General features: G+C 66.2%; 12 protein-coding genes. 7 read left to right on the forward strand and 5 right to left on the reverse strand.

All coding sequences use genetic code 11. The annotated features are described in order from the left end of the window. The first annotated feature begins 65 nt into the window (after positions 1 to 65). On the forward strand, positions 66 to 971 hold the full coding sequence (locus IEJ03_RS03260; protein WP_192036289.1) for a LysR substrate-binding domain-containing protein: 906 nt from the start codon (positions 66 to 68) through the stop codon (positions 969 to 971). A gap of 39 nt (positions 972 to 1,010) precedes the next feature. Here IEJ03_RS03260 and IEJ03_RS03265 read toward each other — a convergent pair whose 3' ends face one another. Next, positions 1,011 to 1,322, reverse strand: coding sequence for an NGG1p interacting factor NIF3 (locus IEJ03_RS03265; protein ID WP_192036290.1), 312 nt, complete (start codon positions 1,320 to 1,322; stop codon positions 1,011 to 1,013). Between the two features lie 187 nt (positions 1,323 to 1,509). Here IEJ03_RS03265 and IEJ03_RS03270 point away from each other — a divergent pair, with 187 nt between their 5' ends. Both IEJ03_RS03270 and IEJ03_RS03275 read left to right on the forward strand, forming a co-directional pair. After that, on the forward strand, positions 1,510 to 2,019 hold the full coding sequence (locus tag IEJ03_RS03270; protein WP_192036291.1) for a fasciclin domain-containing protein: 510 nt from the start codon (positions 1,510 to 1,512) through the stop codon (positions 2,017 to 2,019). A 251-nt stretch (positions 2,020 to 2,270) separates the two neighbouring features. Continuing rightward, complete coding sequence (locus IEJ03_RS03275) at positions 2,271 to 3,116, forward strand: fructosamine kinase family protein (protein WP_192036292.1); 846 nt, start codon at positions 2,271 to 2,273, stop codon at positions 3,114 to 3,116. A 42-nt stretch (positions 3,117 to 3,158) separates the two neighbouring features. Here the strand turns inward: IEJ03_RS03275 and IEJ03_RS03280 are convergent, their stop codons facing one another. Next, positions 3,159 to 4,079, reverse strand: a complete 921-nt coding sequence (locus tag IEJ03_RS03280; protein WP_192036293.1) for an alpha/beta hydrolase — start codon at positions 4,077 to 4,079, stop codon at positions 3,159 to 3,161. 505 nt (positions 4,080 to 4,584) lie between these two features. On the opposite strand from IEJ03_RS03280, the gene IEJ03_RS03285 reads away from it, so the two are divergent. The 3 genes from IEJ03_RS03285 (at position 4,585) to IEJ03_RS03295 (ending at position 10,562) form a co-directional block, all read left to right on the forward strand. Then, positions 4,585 to 5,979 carry a TolC family outer membrane protein gene (locus IEJ03_RS03285; RefSeq protein WP_242458036.1) on the forward strand — a complete coding sequence of 465 codons (1,395 nt, stop codon included), beginning with the start codon at positions 4,585 to 4,587 and terminating at the stop codon, positions 5,977 to 5,979. A gap of 230 nt (positions 5,980 to 6,209) precedes the next feature. Beyond that, entirely contained in the window at positions 6,210 to 7,382 is a 1,173-nt protein-coding gene (locus IEJ03_RS03290) for an efflux RND transporter periplasmic adaptor subunit (RefSeq protein WP_242458037.1), read from the forward strand. A gap of 3 nt (positions 7,383 to 7,385) precedes the next feature. Beyond that, positions 7,386 to 10,562: an efflux RND transporter permease subunit gene (locus tag IEJ03_RS03295; RefSeq protein ID WP_192036295.1), complete on the forward strand. Its 3,177-nt coding sequence runs from the start codon at positions 7,386 to 7,388 to the stop codon at positions 10,560 to 10,562. Between the two features lie 189 nt (positions 10,563 to 10,751). Here the strand turns inward: IEJ03_RS03295 and IEJ03_RS03300 are convergent, their stop codons facing one another. After that, the gene (locus tag IEJ03_RS03300) at positions 10,752 to 11,402 is read right to left on the reverse strand and encodes a TetR family transcriptional regulator (protein WP_192036296.1); all 651 of its coding nucleotides are present in this window, start codon (positions 11,400 to 11,402) and stop codon (positions 10,752 to 10,754) included. Between the two features lie 315 nt (positions 11,403 to 11,717). Between IEJ03_RS03300 and IEJ03_RS03305 the strand changes: the two genes are divergently transcribed. Next, positions 11,718 to 12,749, forward strand: coding sequence for a succinylglutamate desuccinylase/aspartoacylase family protein (locus IEJ03_RS03305; protein WP_192036297.1), 1,032 nt, complete (start codon positions 11,718 to 11,720; stop codon positions 12,747 to 12,749). 109 nt (positions 12,750 to 12,858) lie between these two features. Here the strand turns inward: IEJ03_RS03305 and dusA are convergent, their stop codons facing one another. Then, the gene (gene dusA / locus IEJ03_RS03310; protein WP_192036298.1) at positions 12,859 to 13,884 is read right to left on the reverse strand and encodes a tRNA dihydrouridine(20/20a) synthase DusA; all 1,026 of its coding nucleotides are present in this window, start codon (positions 13,882 to 13,884) and stop codon (positions 12,859 to 12,861) included. 293 nt (positions 13,885 to 14,177) lie between these two features. Further along, positions 14,178 to 14,531, reverse strand: coding sequence for a hypothetical protein (locus IEJ03_RS03315; protein WP_192036299.1), 354 nt, complete (start codon positions 14,529 to 14,531; stop codon positions 14,178 to 14,180). Between the last annotated feature and the right edge of the window lie 203 nt (positions 14,532 to 14,734).

Below are 14,734 nucleotides of genomic sequence, written 5' to 3' on the forward strand. Positions count from 1 at the left end.
GGCTAGGCGAGGATAGATCAAAAGGTTATCGTTTAATAACGATATCCCTTTTCGGTAAAACCGATATGACGCCACCCGTCAGTTTTCGTCAGCTCCAGGTCTTCGTCGCGGTCGCCCGCCGCGGTACGGTGAGTGCCGCGGCGCGGCAGCTGAGCCTCTCCCAGTCGGCGACCAGTCAGGCGCTGTCCGACCTGGAACGGGCGCTGGAGGTGGCGATGTTCGAGCGGCTGGGCCGCCGCCTCGAGCTCAACGACCGGGGGCGACAACTGCTGCCCCAGGCCGAACGGCTGCTCGACGGCATGCAGGAATTCGTGGCCTCGGCTCGGGAGCCGGAGGGCGCCCTGCGCGGCACCCTGTCGGTATCGGCCAGCGCCACCATCGGCACCTATCTGCTGCCGACGCTGGCGGGTGACTTTGGCGAGCGCCATCCCGGCGCGGATCTGCGCCTGAGACTTCGCAACAGCGGCGAGGTAATGACGGACGTGCTGCGCTTCGATGCCGACCTGGGCCTGATCGAGGGCCAGTGCCACGAGCCAGGGCTCGTCAGCGAGCCCTGGAGCGAGGATCGGCTGCTGGTGGTCGCCTCGCCCCGTCATCCCCTGGCCGCGTTGGACACCCTCGAGGGCGAGGCCCTGGCCGAGGCTCCCTGGATCCTGCGCGAGCAGGGCTCCGGGACCCGGGAGGTCTTCGAGGCGGCGATGGCGCCGGTGCTGCAGGCCGCGCCTTCGCGACGCCTGCGGGTGCGCATGGAACTCGGTCAGCACGAGGCCATCAAGCAGGCGGTGAAGGCCGGGCTGGGGCTCGGCTGCCTGTCGCGACTCGGCGTGGTCGACGAGCTGGAGCGAGGGGAGCTGGTGACGCTTGCTACCCCGCTGTCGCTGGTGCGGGCCTTCTCGCTGGTCTGGCATCCCGAGCGCTATCGCAGTCCACTGTGGCAGGCCTTCAAGGTCTTCCTCGACGAGGCGCGCTGACGCCTCTGTCGTCGGTCGCGGGCCCTGCCAGGAGCCCGGTTAGAAGGTCTCCAGCCGCCATGCTTCGAAGGCCGGTTCCTCGTAGGGGTGCGCCGCCCTGAGCGCCGCCACGGCGTCGCGGATCCGCGCGTCCTCGCACACCAGTTCGATCTTCAACTCCTCGACCCGCTCCAGTTCCCCGACCCGGCCGATGTGCGGGTCGGCGCCATCGAGGGGGCGAAACTGGCCGATGCCGGGCGTCTGGAAGCAGCAAGCTTCGTAGTCGCCGATACGCCCGGCACCGCTTGCGAAGACGGCTTCCTTCACGGTCTCGGCGTGCTCGGCGGGCACGAAGAAGGCGAGCTTGTACATGGTTCTGTCCCTTTTGGATGGGGGATGGAAGAAAAAACTTGTGCGCCTGGAACTTATTGTCCAGTATTTGTACAAATAGGTGTGTGTAGTACAGGGCTGGCGCGACCCTTTCGCGTCTGAGGGACACCTTGGGCCAATTATGCCCCGAGGACACCGCAATCAGGTATGTCCGACAGGAGAAGGTTCCATGAAAGTCATCGCAGTCGCAGCACCTCAGTGGATGGGTATCGGTCTGGTCGGCATGATGCTCGCCGGCACGGTCCAGGCGGATCACCACGGCATGGCCAAGGCCGATATCGTCGACACCGCCGTCGCGGCCGGGCAGTTCGAGACCCTGGTGGCCGCGGTCAAGGCTGCCGACCTGGTCGACACCCTCAAGGGCGAAGGCCCCTTCACGGTGTTTGCGCCCACCGACGAGGCCTTCGCCGCCTTGCCGGAAGGCACCGTCGACACCCTACTGATGCCGGAAAACCAGGATCAGCTGCAAGCCGTGCTGACCTATCACGTGGTGCCCGGCAAGATCATGGCGGAAGATGCCATGGTCGCCAGCTCCGCGACCACCGTGCAGGGTCAGGATCTCACCATCACCACCATGGACGGCAAGGTGATGATCAATGATGCCACCGTGACCGCGGCCGACGTGATGGCCAGCAACGGCGTCATCCATGTGATCGATAAGGTCCTGCTCCCCGATTAAGGCACTGATTACTGAGATGATCCCCAGATCAGTAGCGGGGAATCCAGACGGCTCCGTGCCTAGCCCGTCAAGCCCGACGCCATCCCGTCGCACCCCTGTACCGCCTCCCTCGGGAGGCGGTATTTTTATGTCCAGCCCTTTTGTGGCGGTCTCTCGTGTGGCGATCCCCTGCCTGACAACAGGTATTGGCGATGTGTCCCGCGCGGTTACGTCATTGACGGGGGCCGTCATTCACCTGGCTGGAGATGAGCATGGACGACGAACTTGCCGCCTTGCTAAAGCGCCTGGGCCTTACGCCGAGCGGGCCTCTTGCCCCCTTGAGCGGCGGCGATATTGCCGAGGTGGCACGACTCGAGACCCGTCAGGGCGCGATCGTCGTCAAGCGCGACGATCCCGCACGGCTGGCGGGCGAGGCCGAGGGCCTGTGCACACTTCATGATGCGCTTAAGGGAAGTGCGCTGCGGGTGCCCGAGGTGCTGGGCCAGGAAGGACCCTGGCTGGTGATGGAGGCGCTGTCGACTGCGCGGCCGAGCGCCACCAGCGACACGGCGCTGGGCGAGGGGCTGCGGGCGCTGCATGGCGTGAATCGCGAGGCGCATGGCTGGCCCCGGGACAATGCCTGCGGCCACACGCCCCAGCCCAATGCGCCGCTCGCCGATGGTCGCGCCTTCCAGCGTGAACGCCGGCTGATGCCTCTAGCGAAGGCCTGTCACGAGCAGGGCCTGCTGGAGCGGCCACTGCGGAGACGGCTGGAGGCCGTGGCCGAGGGGCTCGAGAGCTGGTTGCCCGATGCGCCGGCGAGCCTTCTGCATGGTGATCTGTGGTCGGGCAACGTGCTGCACACCGACGAGGGCCCGGCGCTGATCGATCCGGCGGTGTATGCCCACTACCCGGAGGTGGACCTGGCCATGCTGACGCTGTTCGGCACGCCGTCCGCGGCCTTCTTCGAGGCCTACTGGAATGGCCACGGTCCCGGCGATTGGCCGAGGCGGGAGGCCCTGTTCCAGCTCTACCCGCTGCTCAATCACCTGCTGATGTTCGGCAGCGGCTACCGGGGCGCCGTGGAGCGCGTCCTGGGACGACTGGAGATGAGCTAGAGGCCGTCGATGGCGAGGTGAGCTGAAGGCCGGGAAATCGACTCAGCGGCCTCTGCGGCCAGTGGCTCGCGTCAACCAGTCTCGACCACGCTGCCACCAATGAGGCTTTGATGTGGCCCTTGCCGTTTCGGGGTGGCGCAGGAAGTCGGCGAGGGGAGCCACCTGGCTTGGCCGGTCGAGCATCGGCGCATGGCCGCAGCCCGGTACCTCCAGGCTGACCAGGGAAGGCTGGGCCTTGCGCATTCGCTCGATGCTCTCGTGGGCGAGCAGCGGCGAGTCGGCGCCGCGTATCACCATCATCGGACAGCGAATCGCCCGCCAGTCGGCCCAGGTGTCGCGGGGCGTGTCGTGGATGAATTGCTCGCCGATGCGGGGATCGTAGTGATAGGTCCAGCTGCCGTCGGGCAGGCGGCGGGCGCTGTCCAGGGCCAGCTGCCGCCAGGCGTCGTCGCTGTCGATGCCGAAGCCCGCGTAGTGGTCGCGAAGCTCGGCCTCGAGGTCGCCGAAGTGGACGAAACGATGCATGGCGCCGAAATAGGTGGCCAGGCTCGCCAGGCCATCCGGATCGAGTTCGGGGCCGACGTCGTTGAGCACCAGGCGCTCGATCCGCGAGGCGGTGGCGGGCTCGGCGGCCAGCAGCAGGCCCAAGAGCCCGCCCATCGAGGTGCCCACCCAGGGCACGCGCTCCAGGCCGAAGTGATCGAGCAGGGCCACCGCCACTTCCTGGTAGTGGGCGTAGAGGTAGTCATGGGCGGGGTAGAGCGACCAGCTCGACAGGCCGCGGCCCGGGGTGTCCGGGGCCAGCACCCGCCACTCGGGGCCCAGTTCGCGGGCCAGGGCCGCGAAGTCACCGCCGTGGCGAGCCAGCCCGTGCCAGGCCACCAGGGTGCGCGGGGCCTCGGGGTTCCAGATGCGCACCGCGATCTGTAGTGCCCTGACCTTGACCAGCTCCAATCGATCCATGCGGTCTGCCTTCTCTTTCGTGGTGCTGAGCTCTTGGTATTAAGCTCTTGGTATTAAGCTCTTGGTTTTGAACTCGTGGTAGCGGGTGCTTGGTACCGGGTTCTTGGTACCGGGTTCTTGGTACCGGGTTCTTGGTACCGGGTTCTTGGTACCGGGTTCTTGGCGCTTGGGGCCGGCGAGGGGTGGGCGGCGGCCTATGCTGCTATGCAGCATAGCTCACCCTGGCGCAGGGCCGCCATCGGCAGGGGTTCGATAGTCAGGCTCAATCAAGACCGGAAAAAGGAACAATCATTAGCCTGCTAGTATACATACACGCATGTAGCTATAATGTGCGACATCCGATTACAGCCTGATGCGTCGTTGGCTTGCCTGGCGATGCGGGGACGCGTGATAGCAACGTCCCCTATGCTATACCTGTCTCTTCTCTTTTCTCGATCAAGGAACGCTCATGCCGCCCATTCATGCTCCCTCTGTATCCGGCAGGCGCCTGGCTCGGCGAGCCCTCATGCTGCCCCTGGTGATGTCGCTTGCGCTGGCAGCTCAGGCGCAGGGCGCCGATCTTTTGGGTATCGCCAGCGACGCCCTGGAGAACGATGCCAGCCTGGCCGCGGCGCGAGCGAACCTCAACAGTACCCGGGAAAGCCGTGAGGTGGCGAACGGTGACCTGCTGCCGCAGCTCACCGCCTCCGGCCAGCTGGCTCACAACCGCACCTATGACAGTCAGCAGTCGACCCTGAGTGGTCAGGGCAGCGATGACACCTACAACAGCGGCAGCCTTTCCCTCGCGGCTAGCCAGGCGCTTTATGATGCGGCCAATGCTCGGGACGTGGAGGCGGCCGAGCGCCAGATCGACCAGCAGACCCTGGAGCTGGTCGCCGATGAGCAGCAGCTGCTGTTCGATGCCTCGAGCGCCTACTTCGAGATCCTTCGCGCCAATGACATCCTCGCCGCTCGACAGGCCCAGGAGCGGGCGATTTCCCGCCAGCTGGAGCAGGCTCGCGAGCAGTTCGAGGTCGGCCTGATCGCGATCACCGATGTCGAAGAGGCCCGCGCCAGCTTCGACCAGGCTCGGGCCGAGCGGATCACCGCCCAGAGCGATCTGGAGGTCAGCTTCGAGGAACTCGAGCGGCTGACCGGCAAGCGGTATTCGAGCATCCAGGGGCTGGCCGAGGAGCTGGCGGTCGAGCTGCCGACCCCGTCCGATCGGGATGCCTGGGTCGACCTGGCCCTCGAGGAGAGCCCGCTGCTCAAGAGCGCCATGGCCGGGGTCGAGGTCTCCCGCGCGAACGTCGAGACCTCCAAGGCCGCTCGCCTGCCGGTGGTCGAGGCCTTTGCCGACTACGACTATGCCGATAGCGACCGGGATCAGTATGAGGGTCACGACTCGGCCAGCCAGGTCGGGGTGAGTGTCAGCCTGCCGCTCTATACCGGCGGCTCGACCAGCGCCCAGATCCGCCAGAGCACCTACACCCTGGAGTCGAGCCAGTACGAGGCCGAGGCCCAGCGTCGTTCCACCATCCAGCAGGTGCGCTCGCTGTTCACCCAGGTGCGCAACGACGTGGCCACCGTGGAGGCGCGTCGTCAGGCGGTGGTCTCCAACCGCAGTGCCCTGGACGCGACCCGCTCGGGCTACGAGGTCGGCACCCGCAACATCGTCGACGTGCTGGATGCCGAGCAGAGTCTCTACGACGCCATCTCCAACCTCGCCGAGGCGCGCTACGACTATGTGCTCGACCTGCTCGAGCTGCGACAGCAGGCCGGCACCCTGAATGTCGAGGTGATCCGCGAGCTCAATGCGGAGCTCGACGCCGACCAGGCCGTGATGCTGGACGTCGGCGAGGGCAGCGATGCCTACGACGCCATGCTCGACATCGGCAAGCCCCCGCAGCGGGGGAGCTAAGCCAAGGCCGCCGCCTGCAAGGGCGGCGGTGTCGCATCGGGCGGGTCAGACACATCCCGGCCACTCATCATCACTAGCCTTCGCGCCCCCGAGCGGCGGCCGGCCATCCAGTTCGTTGCGCGGCATCACCGGCCATGCATGTATCCATACATGTATGGATGTTATGGGGCGAAGGTCGACGGTAGTGAACACACAACGCATTGATTTCAACATTCGAGCGGGAGACACACATGCAGGATAACGCACACCCGATGCGCCGCTGGCGCCTGGCGTTGCTGGGCCTTGGCCTGGCGGGGCTGCTGGCCGGCTGCGGCAGCGAGTCGAGTGGCCAGGCCCAGGCCGCGGGGAACGGTCAGGCGGCGCCGCCGACGCCCGGTCAGGTCATGACCCTCGAGCGGCGCGATATCGCGCTGGACAAGTCCTACCCGTCGCTGCTCTCCAGCGAGAACGAGGTCACGGTGGTGGCGCGGGTCAGCGGTCTGCTCGAGGCACGTCAGTTCGAGCCTGGCGAGCGAGTCGCACAGGGCGACAGCCTCTATGCCATCGAGCGGGCCACCTACCAGGCGGCGCTGGACAGCGCCGAGGCCGACCTCGCCAGCGCCAAGGCCGAGCGGGAGCGTGCTCAGCGGGACGCCGCCCGCTACGAACGATTGCTCGATCAGAACTCGGTGAGTCGTCAGGACTACGACGATGCGCTGGCGGACCTGCAGGTGGCAAGGGCCAGCGTGGCTCAGGCGCAGGCGGCGCTGGACAGCGCCCGCATCGACCTGGACTACACCGACGTCGCCGCCCCGGTCGGCGGCGCGATCAGCCTGAGCGAGGTCAACGTCGGCAACCTGGTGCAGTCCGGCACCGAGCTTGCCACCATCACTCCGTTGGATCCCCTCGAGGTGCGCTTCCAGCTGCCCCAGGCCGACGCCCTGGCGCTGCGGCGTCAGCGTGACGACAAGGCCGCCCCGATCGCGGCAACCCTGTCGCGTCCCGCGGAGCAGGGGAGTGTCGCCCAGCGTCTCGAAGGCGAGCTCGACTTCCTGGGTAGCCGGGTCAACGAGAGCACCAGCACCATCGAGGCCCGGGCCATGTTCGACAATCCCGAGGGCCGCTTTCTGCCGGGGCAGTTCGTGCGTGTCTCCCTCGAGGGCCTCAAGCGCTATGACGTCCTGGCGGTTCCCGAGATCGCCGTGACCGAGGGGCTGATGGGACCGCAGGTGTTCGTGCTGGACGACGAGGACAAGGCGCGGTCGCGTACCGTGGAGCTCGGCGAGACCGCCGGCCACTGGCTGATCATCAAGGGCGGCCTCGAGGTCGGTGACCGGGTGCTCGCCAGCGACCCGGGCGGTGTTCAGCCGGGTATCACCATCGACCCCCAGCCCTTCGACGGCGACGCAGCGAGCGGGAGCTGATCCATGACGTTTTCCGATTTCTTCATCCGCCGGCCGGTGTTTGCCACCGTGGTGTCGGTGATCATCGCGCTGGTGGGCATCATGGCGCTGCGTGCGCTGCCCATCGAGCAGTACCCGAGCGTGGTGCCGCCGACGGTGTCGGTGGAGGCCAGCTACCCGGGGGCCGACGCCGACACGGTGTCACAGACGGTCGCTGCGCCTCTCGCCGAGGCGATCAACGGCGTCGAGAACATGCTCTACATGAACTCGACGACCTCCGACAGCGGCACCCTGAGCATGAACATCGCCTTCGCGATCGGCTCGGACGGTGACACCAACACCATCAATGTCAACAACCGGGTCCAGCAGACCCTGTCGCAGCTGCCCGAGTCGGTGCAGTCGCAGGGCGTCACGGTGGAGTTGAAGTCCAGCAGCATCCTGATGGTGCTGGGCCTGACCTCGCCGCAGAACGATTATGATGCCACCTTCATGCAGAACTACGCGACCCTCAACCTGCTCGACGAGCTGCGCCAGGTGCCCGGGGTCGGCAGCGCCGAGGTGCTGGGGGGCGGCGAGTTCGCCATGCGCATCTGGCTCAATCCGGATCAGCTGGCCGAGTACGACATGACGCCGGCCGAGGTGGCCGAGGCGGTCGGCTCCCAGAACACCGAGGTGTCCGCGGGCGGCCTGGCCAAGACCCCGCAGGGCGAGGCGCGGGCCTACAGCTATACCATCACCGCGCCGGGGCGCCTGAAGAGCGCCGACGAGTTCCGCGACATCATCCTGCGCACCAACGCGGACGGCTCGGCGCTGCGCCTGGATGACGTGGCGCGCATCGAGCTGGGGGCTTCGTCCTATAACGTCGATGCACGGCTGAACGGCGGCAGCATGACGCCGATCATGATCAGCCAGCAGCCCGGTGCCAACGCCCTGGAGACGGCGAAGCAGGTGATTGCCACCATGGACCGGCTCCAGGAGCGTTTCCCGCCGGGGCTCGAGTACAAGGTGCCCTACGACACTACCCTGTTCATCGATGCCTCGGTTAACACGGTGGAGCATACCTTCATCGAGGCCTTCCTGATCGTCGCCGCGATCGTGCTGATCTTCCTGCAGAACTGGCGGACCACGGCGATCGCCATGTCGGTGGTGCCGGTGTCGGTGGTGGGCACCTTCGCCGGGCTCTACCTGTTCGGCTTCTCGATCAACCTGCTGTCGCTGTTCGCCCTGGTACTGGCCATCGGCATCGTGGTCGACGACGCCATCCTGGTAGTGGAGAACGTCGAGCGTATCCTCGAGGAAGACCCCAATATCAGAATCCTGGCCGCCACCAGCCGGGCGATGACGGAGGTCGGCGGCCCGGTCATCGCCACCTCGCTGATCATGGCGGCGGTGTTCGTGCCGGTGGGCTTCCTCGGCGGCTTCACGGGACAGATCTATCAGCAGTTCGCCTTGACCATCGCGGTGTCGGTGGCGATCTCGGCGGTGGTGGCGCTGACCTTCACGCCGGCGATGTGCGCGATCTTCGTGCGCCACAAGTCGCGCCATCCCCGCTCCCGGCTGGTTCAGGGTCTGACCGCGCCGCTGCGCGCCTTCGATCGCGGCTTTGCCGCCGTGACCCGGGCCTATCTGTGGCTGGTGGCCCTGCTGGTGAAGCGCTGGATCCTGGCGCTGACACTGGGCATCGCCACCTGCGTGGGCTCCTATGCCCTCTACGAGAGCACCCCGACCTCGCTGGTGCCCGAGACCGACCAGGGCATGGTGCTGGCCAGTGTCACCCTGCCCGAGGCGGCCTCGCTTGCGCGCACCCAGGACTACATGGCGCGGCTCAGCGACAAGATCGAAGAGGTGCCCGCGGTGCGCTATGTGGCCGCCGTGGCGGGCTATGACATGCTGTCCGGCGCAGTGAACTCCGCCCGTGGCATCATGTTCATCGCCATGGAACCCTGGGCCGAGCGTGACATGAGTGCCAGCGAGTTGATCGGGCAGATCATGCAGTTCGGGGCCGGCCTCGACGGCGGCAAGGCGATGGCCTTCAACCTGCCGCCGATCATCGGCCTGTCGACCACCGGCGGTTTCACCGGTTACCTGCAGTCCTACGAGGGGGCCGGCGCCAAGGAACTGGCACAGGCCTCGATGAAGGTGATGCAGGCGGCCAACCAGCGGCCCGAGCTCAACCGGGTGTTCACTACCTACAACGCCAATGTGCCGTCCTACCGCGCCGAGATCGATCGCGAGAAGGCCCTGAGCTATGGCGTGTCGCTGGATGACCTGCACACCACCCTGTCGAGTACTCTGGGCAGCGGCTTCGTGAACTACTTCTCGTATCGCAGCCGCAACTTCCAGGTCTACATGCAGAACGAGGCCGAGTTCCGTCAGACCCCGGACGCACTGAATCAGATCTTCGTACGGGGCGGCGACGGCGAGCGCATTCCGCTCTCCGAGTTCGTGACCCTCGAGCGGCAGTCCACCGCCGCGGTGATGACGCGCTTCAACGTCTATCCGGCGGCGCAGTTCCAGGGCGGGCCGGCGCCGGGCTACAGCTCCGGTCAGGCGGTCGAGGCCATGCAGGAGGTGGTCGCGGACACCCTGGGTGATGGTTGGGGCATGGGCTGGACCGGTACCGCCTACCAGGAGACCAATGCCGGCAATGCGGCCACCCTGGCGGTGGTGTTCGGCATCGTCATGATCATCTTGATCCTGGCCGCCCAGTACGAGAGCTGGTCGCTGCCGCTGGCGGTGATCACCGCGGTGCCCTTCGCCTTCCTGGGCGCCATCGGGGGCATCGTGCTGCGCGGGCTGGATATTAGCGTCTATGTCGAGATCGGCATGCTGGTGGTGGTCGGCCTGGCCGCCAAGAACGCCATCATGATCGTCGAGTTCGCCGAGCTGCAGCGCAAGGAGCACGGCAAGTCGATCCGCGAGGCGGCGATGATCGCCTCCGAGCTGCGCTTCCGGCCGATCGTGATGACCTCGCTGGCGTTCATCTTCGGTACCCTGCCGCTGGCCACCGCCACCGGTGCCAGTGACACCAGCAGCCAGCACATCGGCACCACCGTGGCGGTGGGCATGGCCTCGGTGGCCGTGCTGGCGAGCCTGTTCGTGCCGACCTATTACGCGATGATCGCCAACGTGCAGCAATGGCTGGCCGACAAGCGTGGCCGGCGCCACGACGACATGGCATTGGAGTCGTCCACGCACTGATCGCCTTGCCGTGATCGCCCGACCAGGCCGCTTCCCCACCGGGGAAGCGGCCTTTTTTGGGTCTTAGTGCGCGGGCGCGCCTGGGGACGTTGGCCGCCCTCTGGTGGCGTTTATGCCTTGGGGTGAACGATCAGGGCGCGCAGGGAGACGGCGGCGGGGAAGGAGGCGAAGAGAGGGCGAATAAGGCGTTCAGGCAGAACCGTCGGCCGGGGAGGACGGCTCTGCGGTATCGCGGGACAGCAGGTCGAGGAGGCTATCGATGATGCCCCGGCCCCGCTCGGTGAGGGAGTACTCCTCGGGGGTACGCAGCCAGTCGTGCAGCATGCCGCCGATGGTGTATTCCATCATCTGGGCGGCCCGGGTCGCATCGACGCCCGGTGCCAGCTGTCCGGCGCGCTCGGCCATCTCGAAGTGGCGCAGCATCGAGCGGTAGCAGTCATTGGCCATCCGGTGTTGCATCTGCAGCGGGTTGATGTCGCTGAAGAACTCGCAGCGATGCAGGATGATCGAGAGCACGCGGCGATGGCGGGGCTGTTCGATGCGCATGAGCGCATGTCTGAGCGTCAGGCGAATGGTCTCGATCGGCGTATGACCCTGCTGCGGGGCGTCCAGCTCCCGGGTCAGCTCTTCGAAGGGAAGGTGCACCCGGTCGCTCATGGCGTGAAACAGATCCGCCTTGTTCTTGAAGTGCCAATAGACGGCGCCACGGGTCATTCCCGCATGGCGGGCGATCTGTTCCAGTGTCGTGCGGGCGACGCCCTTCTCGAAGAAGATGTCCTCGGCGGCATCCAGCAGCGCCTCGCGGGTCGCCTCGGCGTCGGCTTTGGTCTTTCGGGCCATAGGGAAGGGCGTTGATCGTCACGGGGAATGGTGGGGTCATTCTAGCGCATTGAGCGTCCACTTACATGCATGCGTGTATGCATCAATCGTCGCAGATCGAGCGGTCGAGCTCGTCATGCCTGCCGCGAGGGCGTATAACGGCAATCGATTGAAATCGTGTTATCAGAATCCTGTTTTCAAAACGCCGTTTTCAAATCCCTGTTTTCAACCTACTGTTGTCGACATGCTGTCTTCGAGACGGTGCTCGTCCAGCGCCGCCGGCCCGGGCGCGGTAAGGCACCGGCACCCCTGTTTGCGAATAAGGAAACTCCGCTCATGGCTCGTGCCCCCTTCGAACTCGCCGGTGTCAGGGTGTCCCCCGGTAGCCGCGCTCAGATCGACGTGCCGGTGGCGAAGCTCTACACCCATGCGCCGCTGCACATTCCCGTCGAGGTGGTGCATGGCCGCCAGCCCGGTCCCACCCTGCTGGTCTGTGGCGCCATCCACGGCGATGAGATCAATGGCGTCGAGATCGTGCGCCGTCTATTGCGTTTGAAGGGCCTTCAGGGGCTGCGCGGCACCCTGATCGCGGTGCCCATCGTCAACGTCTTCGGCTTCGTGCAGCACAGCCGCTACCTGCCCGATCGTCGCGATCTCAATCGCTGCTTCCCGGGCAGCGAGACCGGCTCGCTGGGCTCGCGGGTCGCCGCGCTGTTTCGCGAAGAGATCGTCGATCAGGCCAGCCACATCATCGACCTGCACACCGGCGCCATCCATCGCACCAACCTGCCACAGATCCGGGCCCAGCTGACGCCGGGCAGCGAGACGGAGGCCATCGCCATGGCCTTCGGTGTGCCGGTGATCCTCAACGCCGAGCTGCGCGAGGGCAGCCTGCGCCACTATGCGCAGAACCGCGGTGTGCCGGTGCTGACCTACGAGGCCGGCGAGGCGCTGCGCTTCGACGAGTGGGCGATCGCCCCCGGGGTGCGAGGCGTGCGCCGGGTGATGCGCGCCATCGGCATGTTGGCCAGCGACCGCCGTCGCGCCACGCCGCGTCCGGCAGAGATCGCCAATGGCTCGAGCTGGGCGCGGGCGCCGATCGACGGCATTCTGAGGCCCAAGGTGCGTCTCGGCGCTCGGGTCGCCAAGGGCGAGGTGCTGGGCAAGGTCGCCGACCCCTTCGGCAATTCGGAGGAGGAGGTGCGTGCCACCGCCGATGGTATCGTGATCGGCATGGGCAACCTGCCGCTTGCCAATGAGGGGGAAGCACTTTTTCATGTGGCGCGCTTCGATGCCATCGAGGAGGCCGAAAGCGCGGTCGAGACCTTCCAGTCGGATTACGACCCGGTCCCGGAGGGCATGGCGTAGCCCGACGGCATGTCGTCGCCGTCAGACATGAGTAGCCGGCAGACCAGCGCGGAAAGGGCGGATGCTGGCGTTTGGCAATGACGGGGCAGCTCGGGCCCCATCCTTGCTGTCAGGCCGGCTGGGCCAGGCGCTCCTCTGAGACCAGTGACAGCGCTTCGTCGAAGACCTCGAGCCCGGCGCCATCCCGGTGGGCGTTTTCCGAGAGGTGACGGCGGAAACGTCGGCCGCCCGGACACCCCTGGAAGAGGCCCAGCAGGTGGCGGGTGAGGTGGTTGAGCTTGGCGCCTTCGTCAAGCCGCGTGGCGATGTAGGGGCGGAAGGCGCGAGCCGCGTCATGGCGGCTCGCCGCCGGCCCTGGCTGGCCATAGAGCGCCTCATCGACGCCGGCCAGCAGCCAGGGGTTCTGGTAGGCCTCGCGACCGATCATCACGCTGTCGACCCGTTCCAGGTGTGTGCGGCACTCGTCCAGGGTCTTGATGCCGCCATTGATGCCGATGTGCAGTTCGGGGTGCTGCTGCTTCAGCCGATGCACGCGGCCGTAGTTCAGCGGCGGCACGTCGCGGTTCTGCTTGGGCGACAGGCCTTCGAGCCAGGCCTTGCGGGCATGCAAGGAGAAGATCTCGCAGCCGGCGGAGGCGACCTCGCCGATGAAACGCTCGAGATCCGCGTCCTCGTCCTGGTCGTCGATGCCGATGCGGCACTTCACCGTCACCGGGATCGACACCGCCGCCTGCATCGCCTTGACCGCCGCCGCCACCTTGTCCGGATGCCCCATCAGGCAGGCGCCGATCAGGTTGTTCTGCACCCGATCGCTGGGGCAGCCGACGTTGAGATTGACCTCGTCATAGCCCCAGGCCTCGGCGATCGCCGCGCACTCGGCCAGTTCGCCGGCATCGCTGCCGCCGAGCTGCAAGGCGAGGGGGTGTTCCACGCCGTCATAGCCCAGGAATCGCTCCCGCGGGCTGCCATGCAGGATCGCCCCGGTGGTGACCATCTCGGTATACAAAAGGGCACGACGGCTCAGGGTGCGGGCGAAGGCGCGGTAGTCGCGGGTCGTCCAGTCCATCATCGGGGCCACCGAGAAGGTGCGATCCAGCGGCGCGGGAGTCGGGGTCGGATTGGCCAGGTCAGTCATAATGTTGCAGTGCCGTGGTGATGCCCTGTTGCCGTCGCCGTGAAGCCTGATGGCCGCTGTTGCGCCGGATCGCCGGATCGCCGGATCGCCGGATCGCCGGATCGCCGGATCGCCGGATCGCCGGATCGCCGGAGCCGAAGGGCTGGGGGCGTGGATCAGGGGGCGTGGATCGGAAATACGGTGCGATACGCGCACCCTGGAAAGCGGCGTATTCTCCCACACCTGCTCGCCGGCTGCATGGGGGGCGGACCGGATGTCCTTGCCATGCCGAGGCAGTGAATGATTCAGCGGGATCAGAGGCGCTCGATATCGATCAGGTAGCCGATGATCGGGTAGCCGGCCTTCTTGGCGGCTTCTTCCGCTTCCATCTGAGCTTCCAGGCGCGAAATGCTGCTGGAGCGGTGCTCGAAGACGGTATCCAGTTCCAGGCGTTTGGTGCGCACGGCCAGCTTGACCAGGTGACCAGTCTTGTAGGACTCCACCTGCTGCTTGGTGGGGCGCTGCGTCGGGCGAGGTTTCTTGCTCGGTAGGATGGTCTGCTCGGCGGCTTGTGCCAGGCGCTTGGCCCTTTCTTTCTCACTTTCGTCCTGGAACGCGCTGATCTCGCGCCGCATGCTTTCTTCAAACTCGCTTAAATCACTCATCATTTACGCTGTTCCTGATGCTATGCCCATTCCCGATAAAGGAATGGCGATATCGTGGTTCATTTAATTGAATCAACCCTTATTACATTGGCGCTGCATGACGTGAGCCCTGGATTCTAAGCACCCGAGTTCGAGCCCCTGGATCCATGGGAAAGCCGCAGCACTTAAATCATTGCCCTGGGGTGAAGAGAGTCTGGCGATGCTGG

The organism is Halomonas sp. YLGW01 (assembly GCF_014840935.1).
Lineage (GTDB): Bacteria > Pseudomonadota > Gammaproteobacteria > Pseudomonadales > Halomonadaceae > Onishia.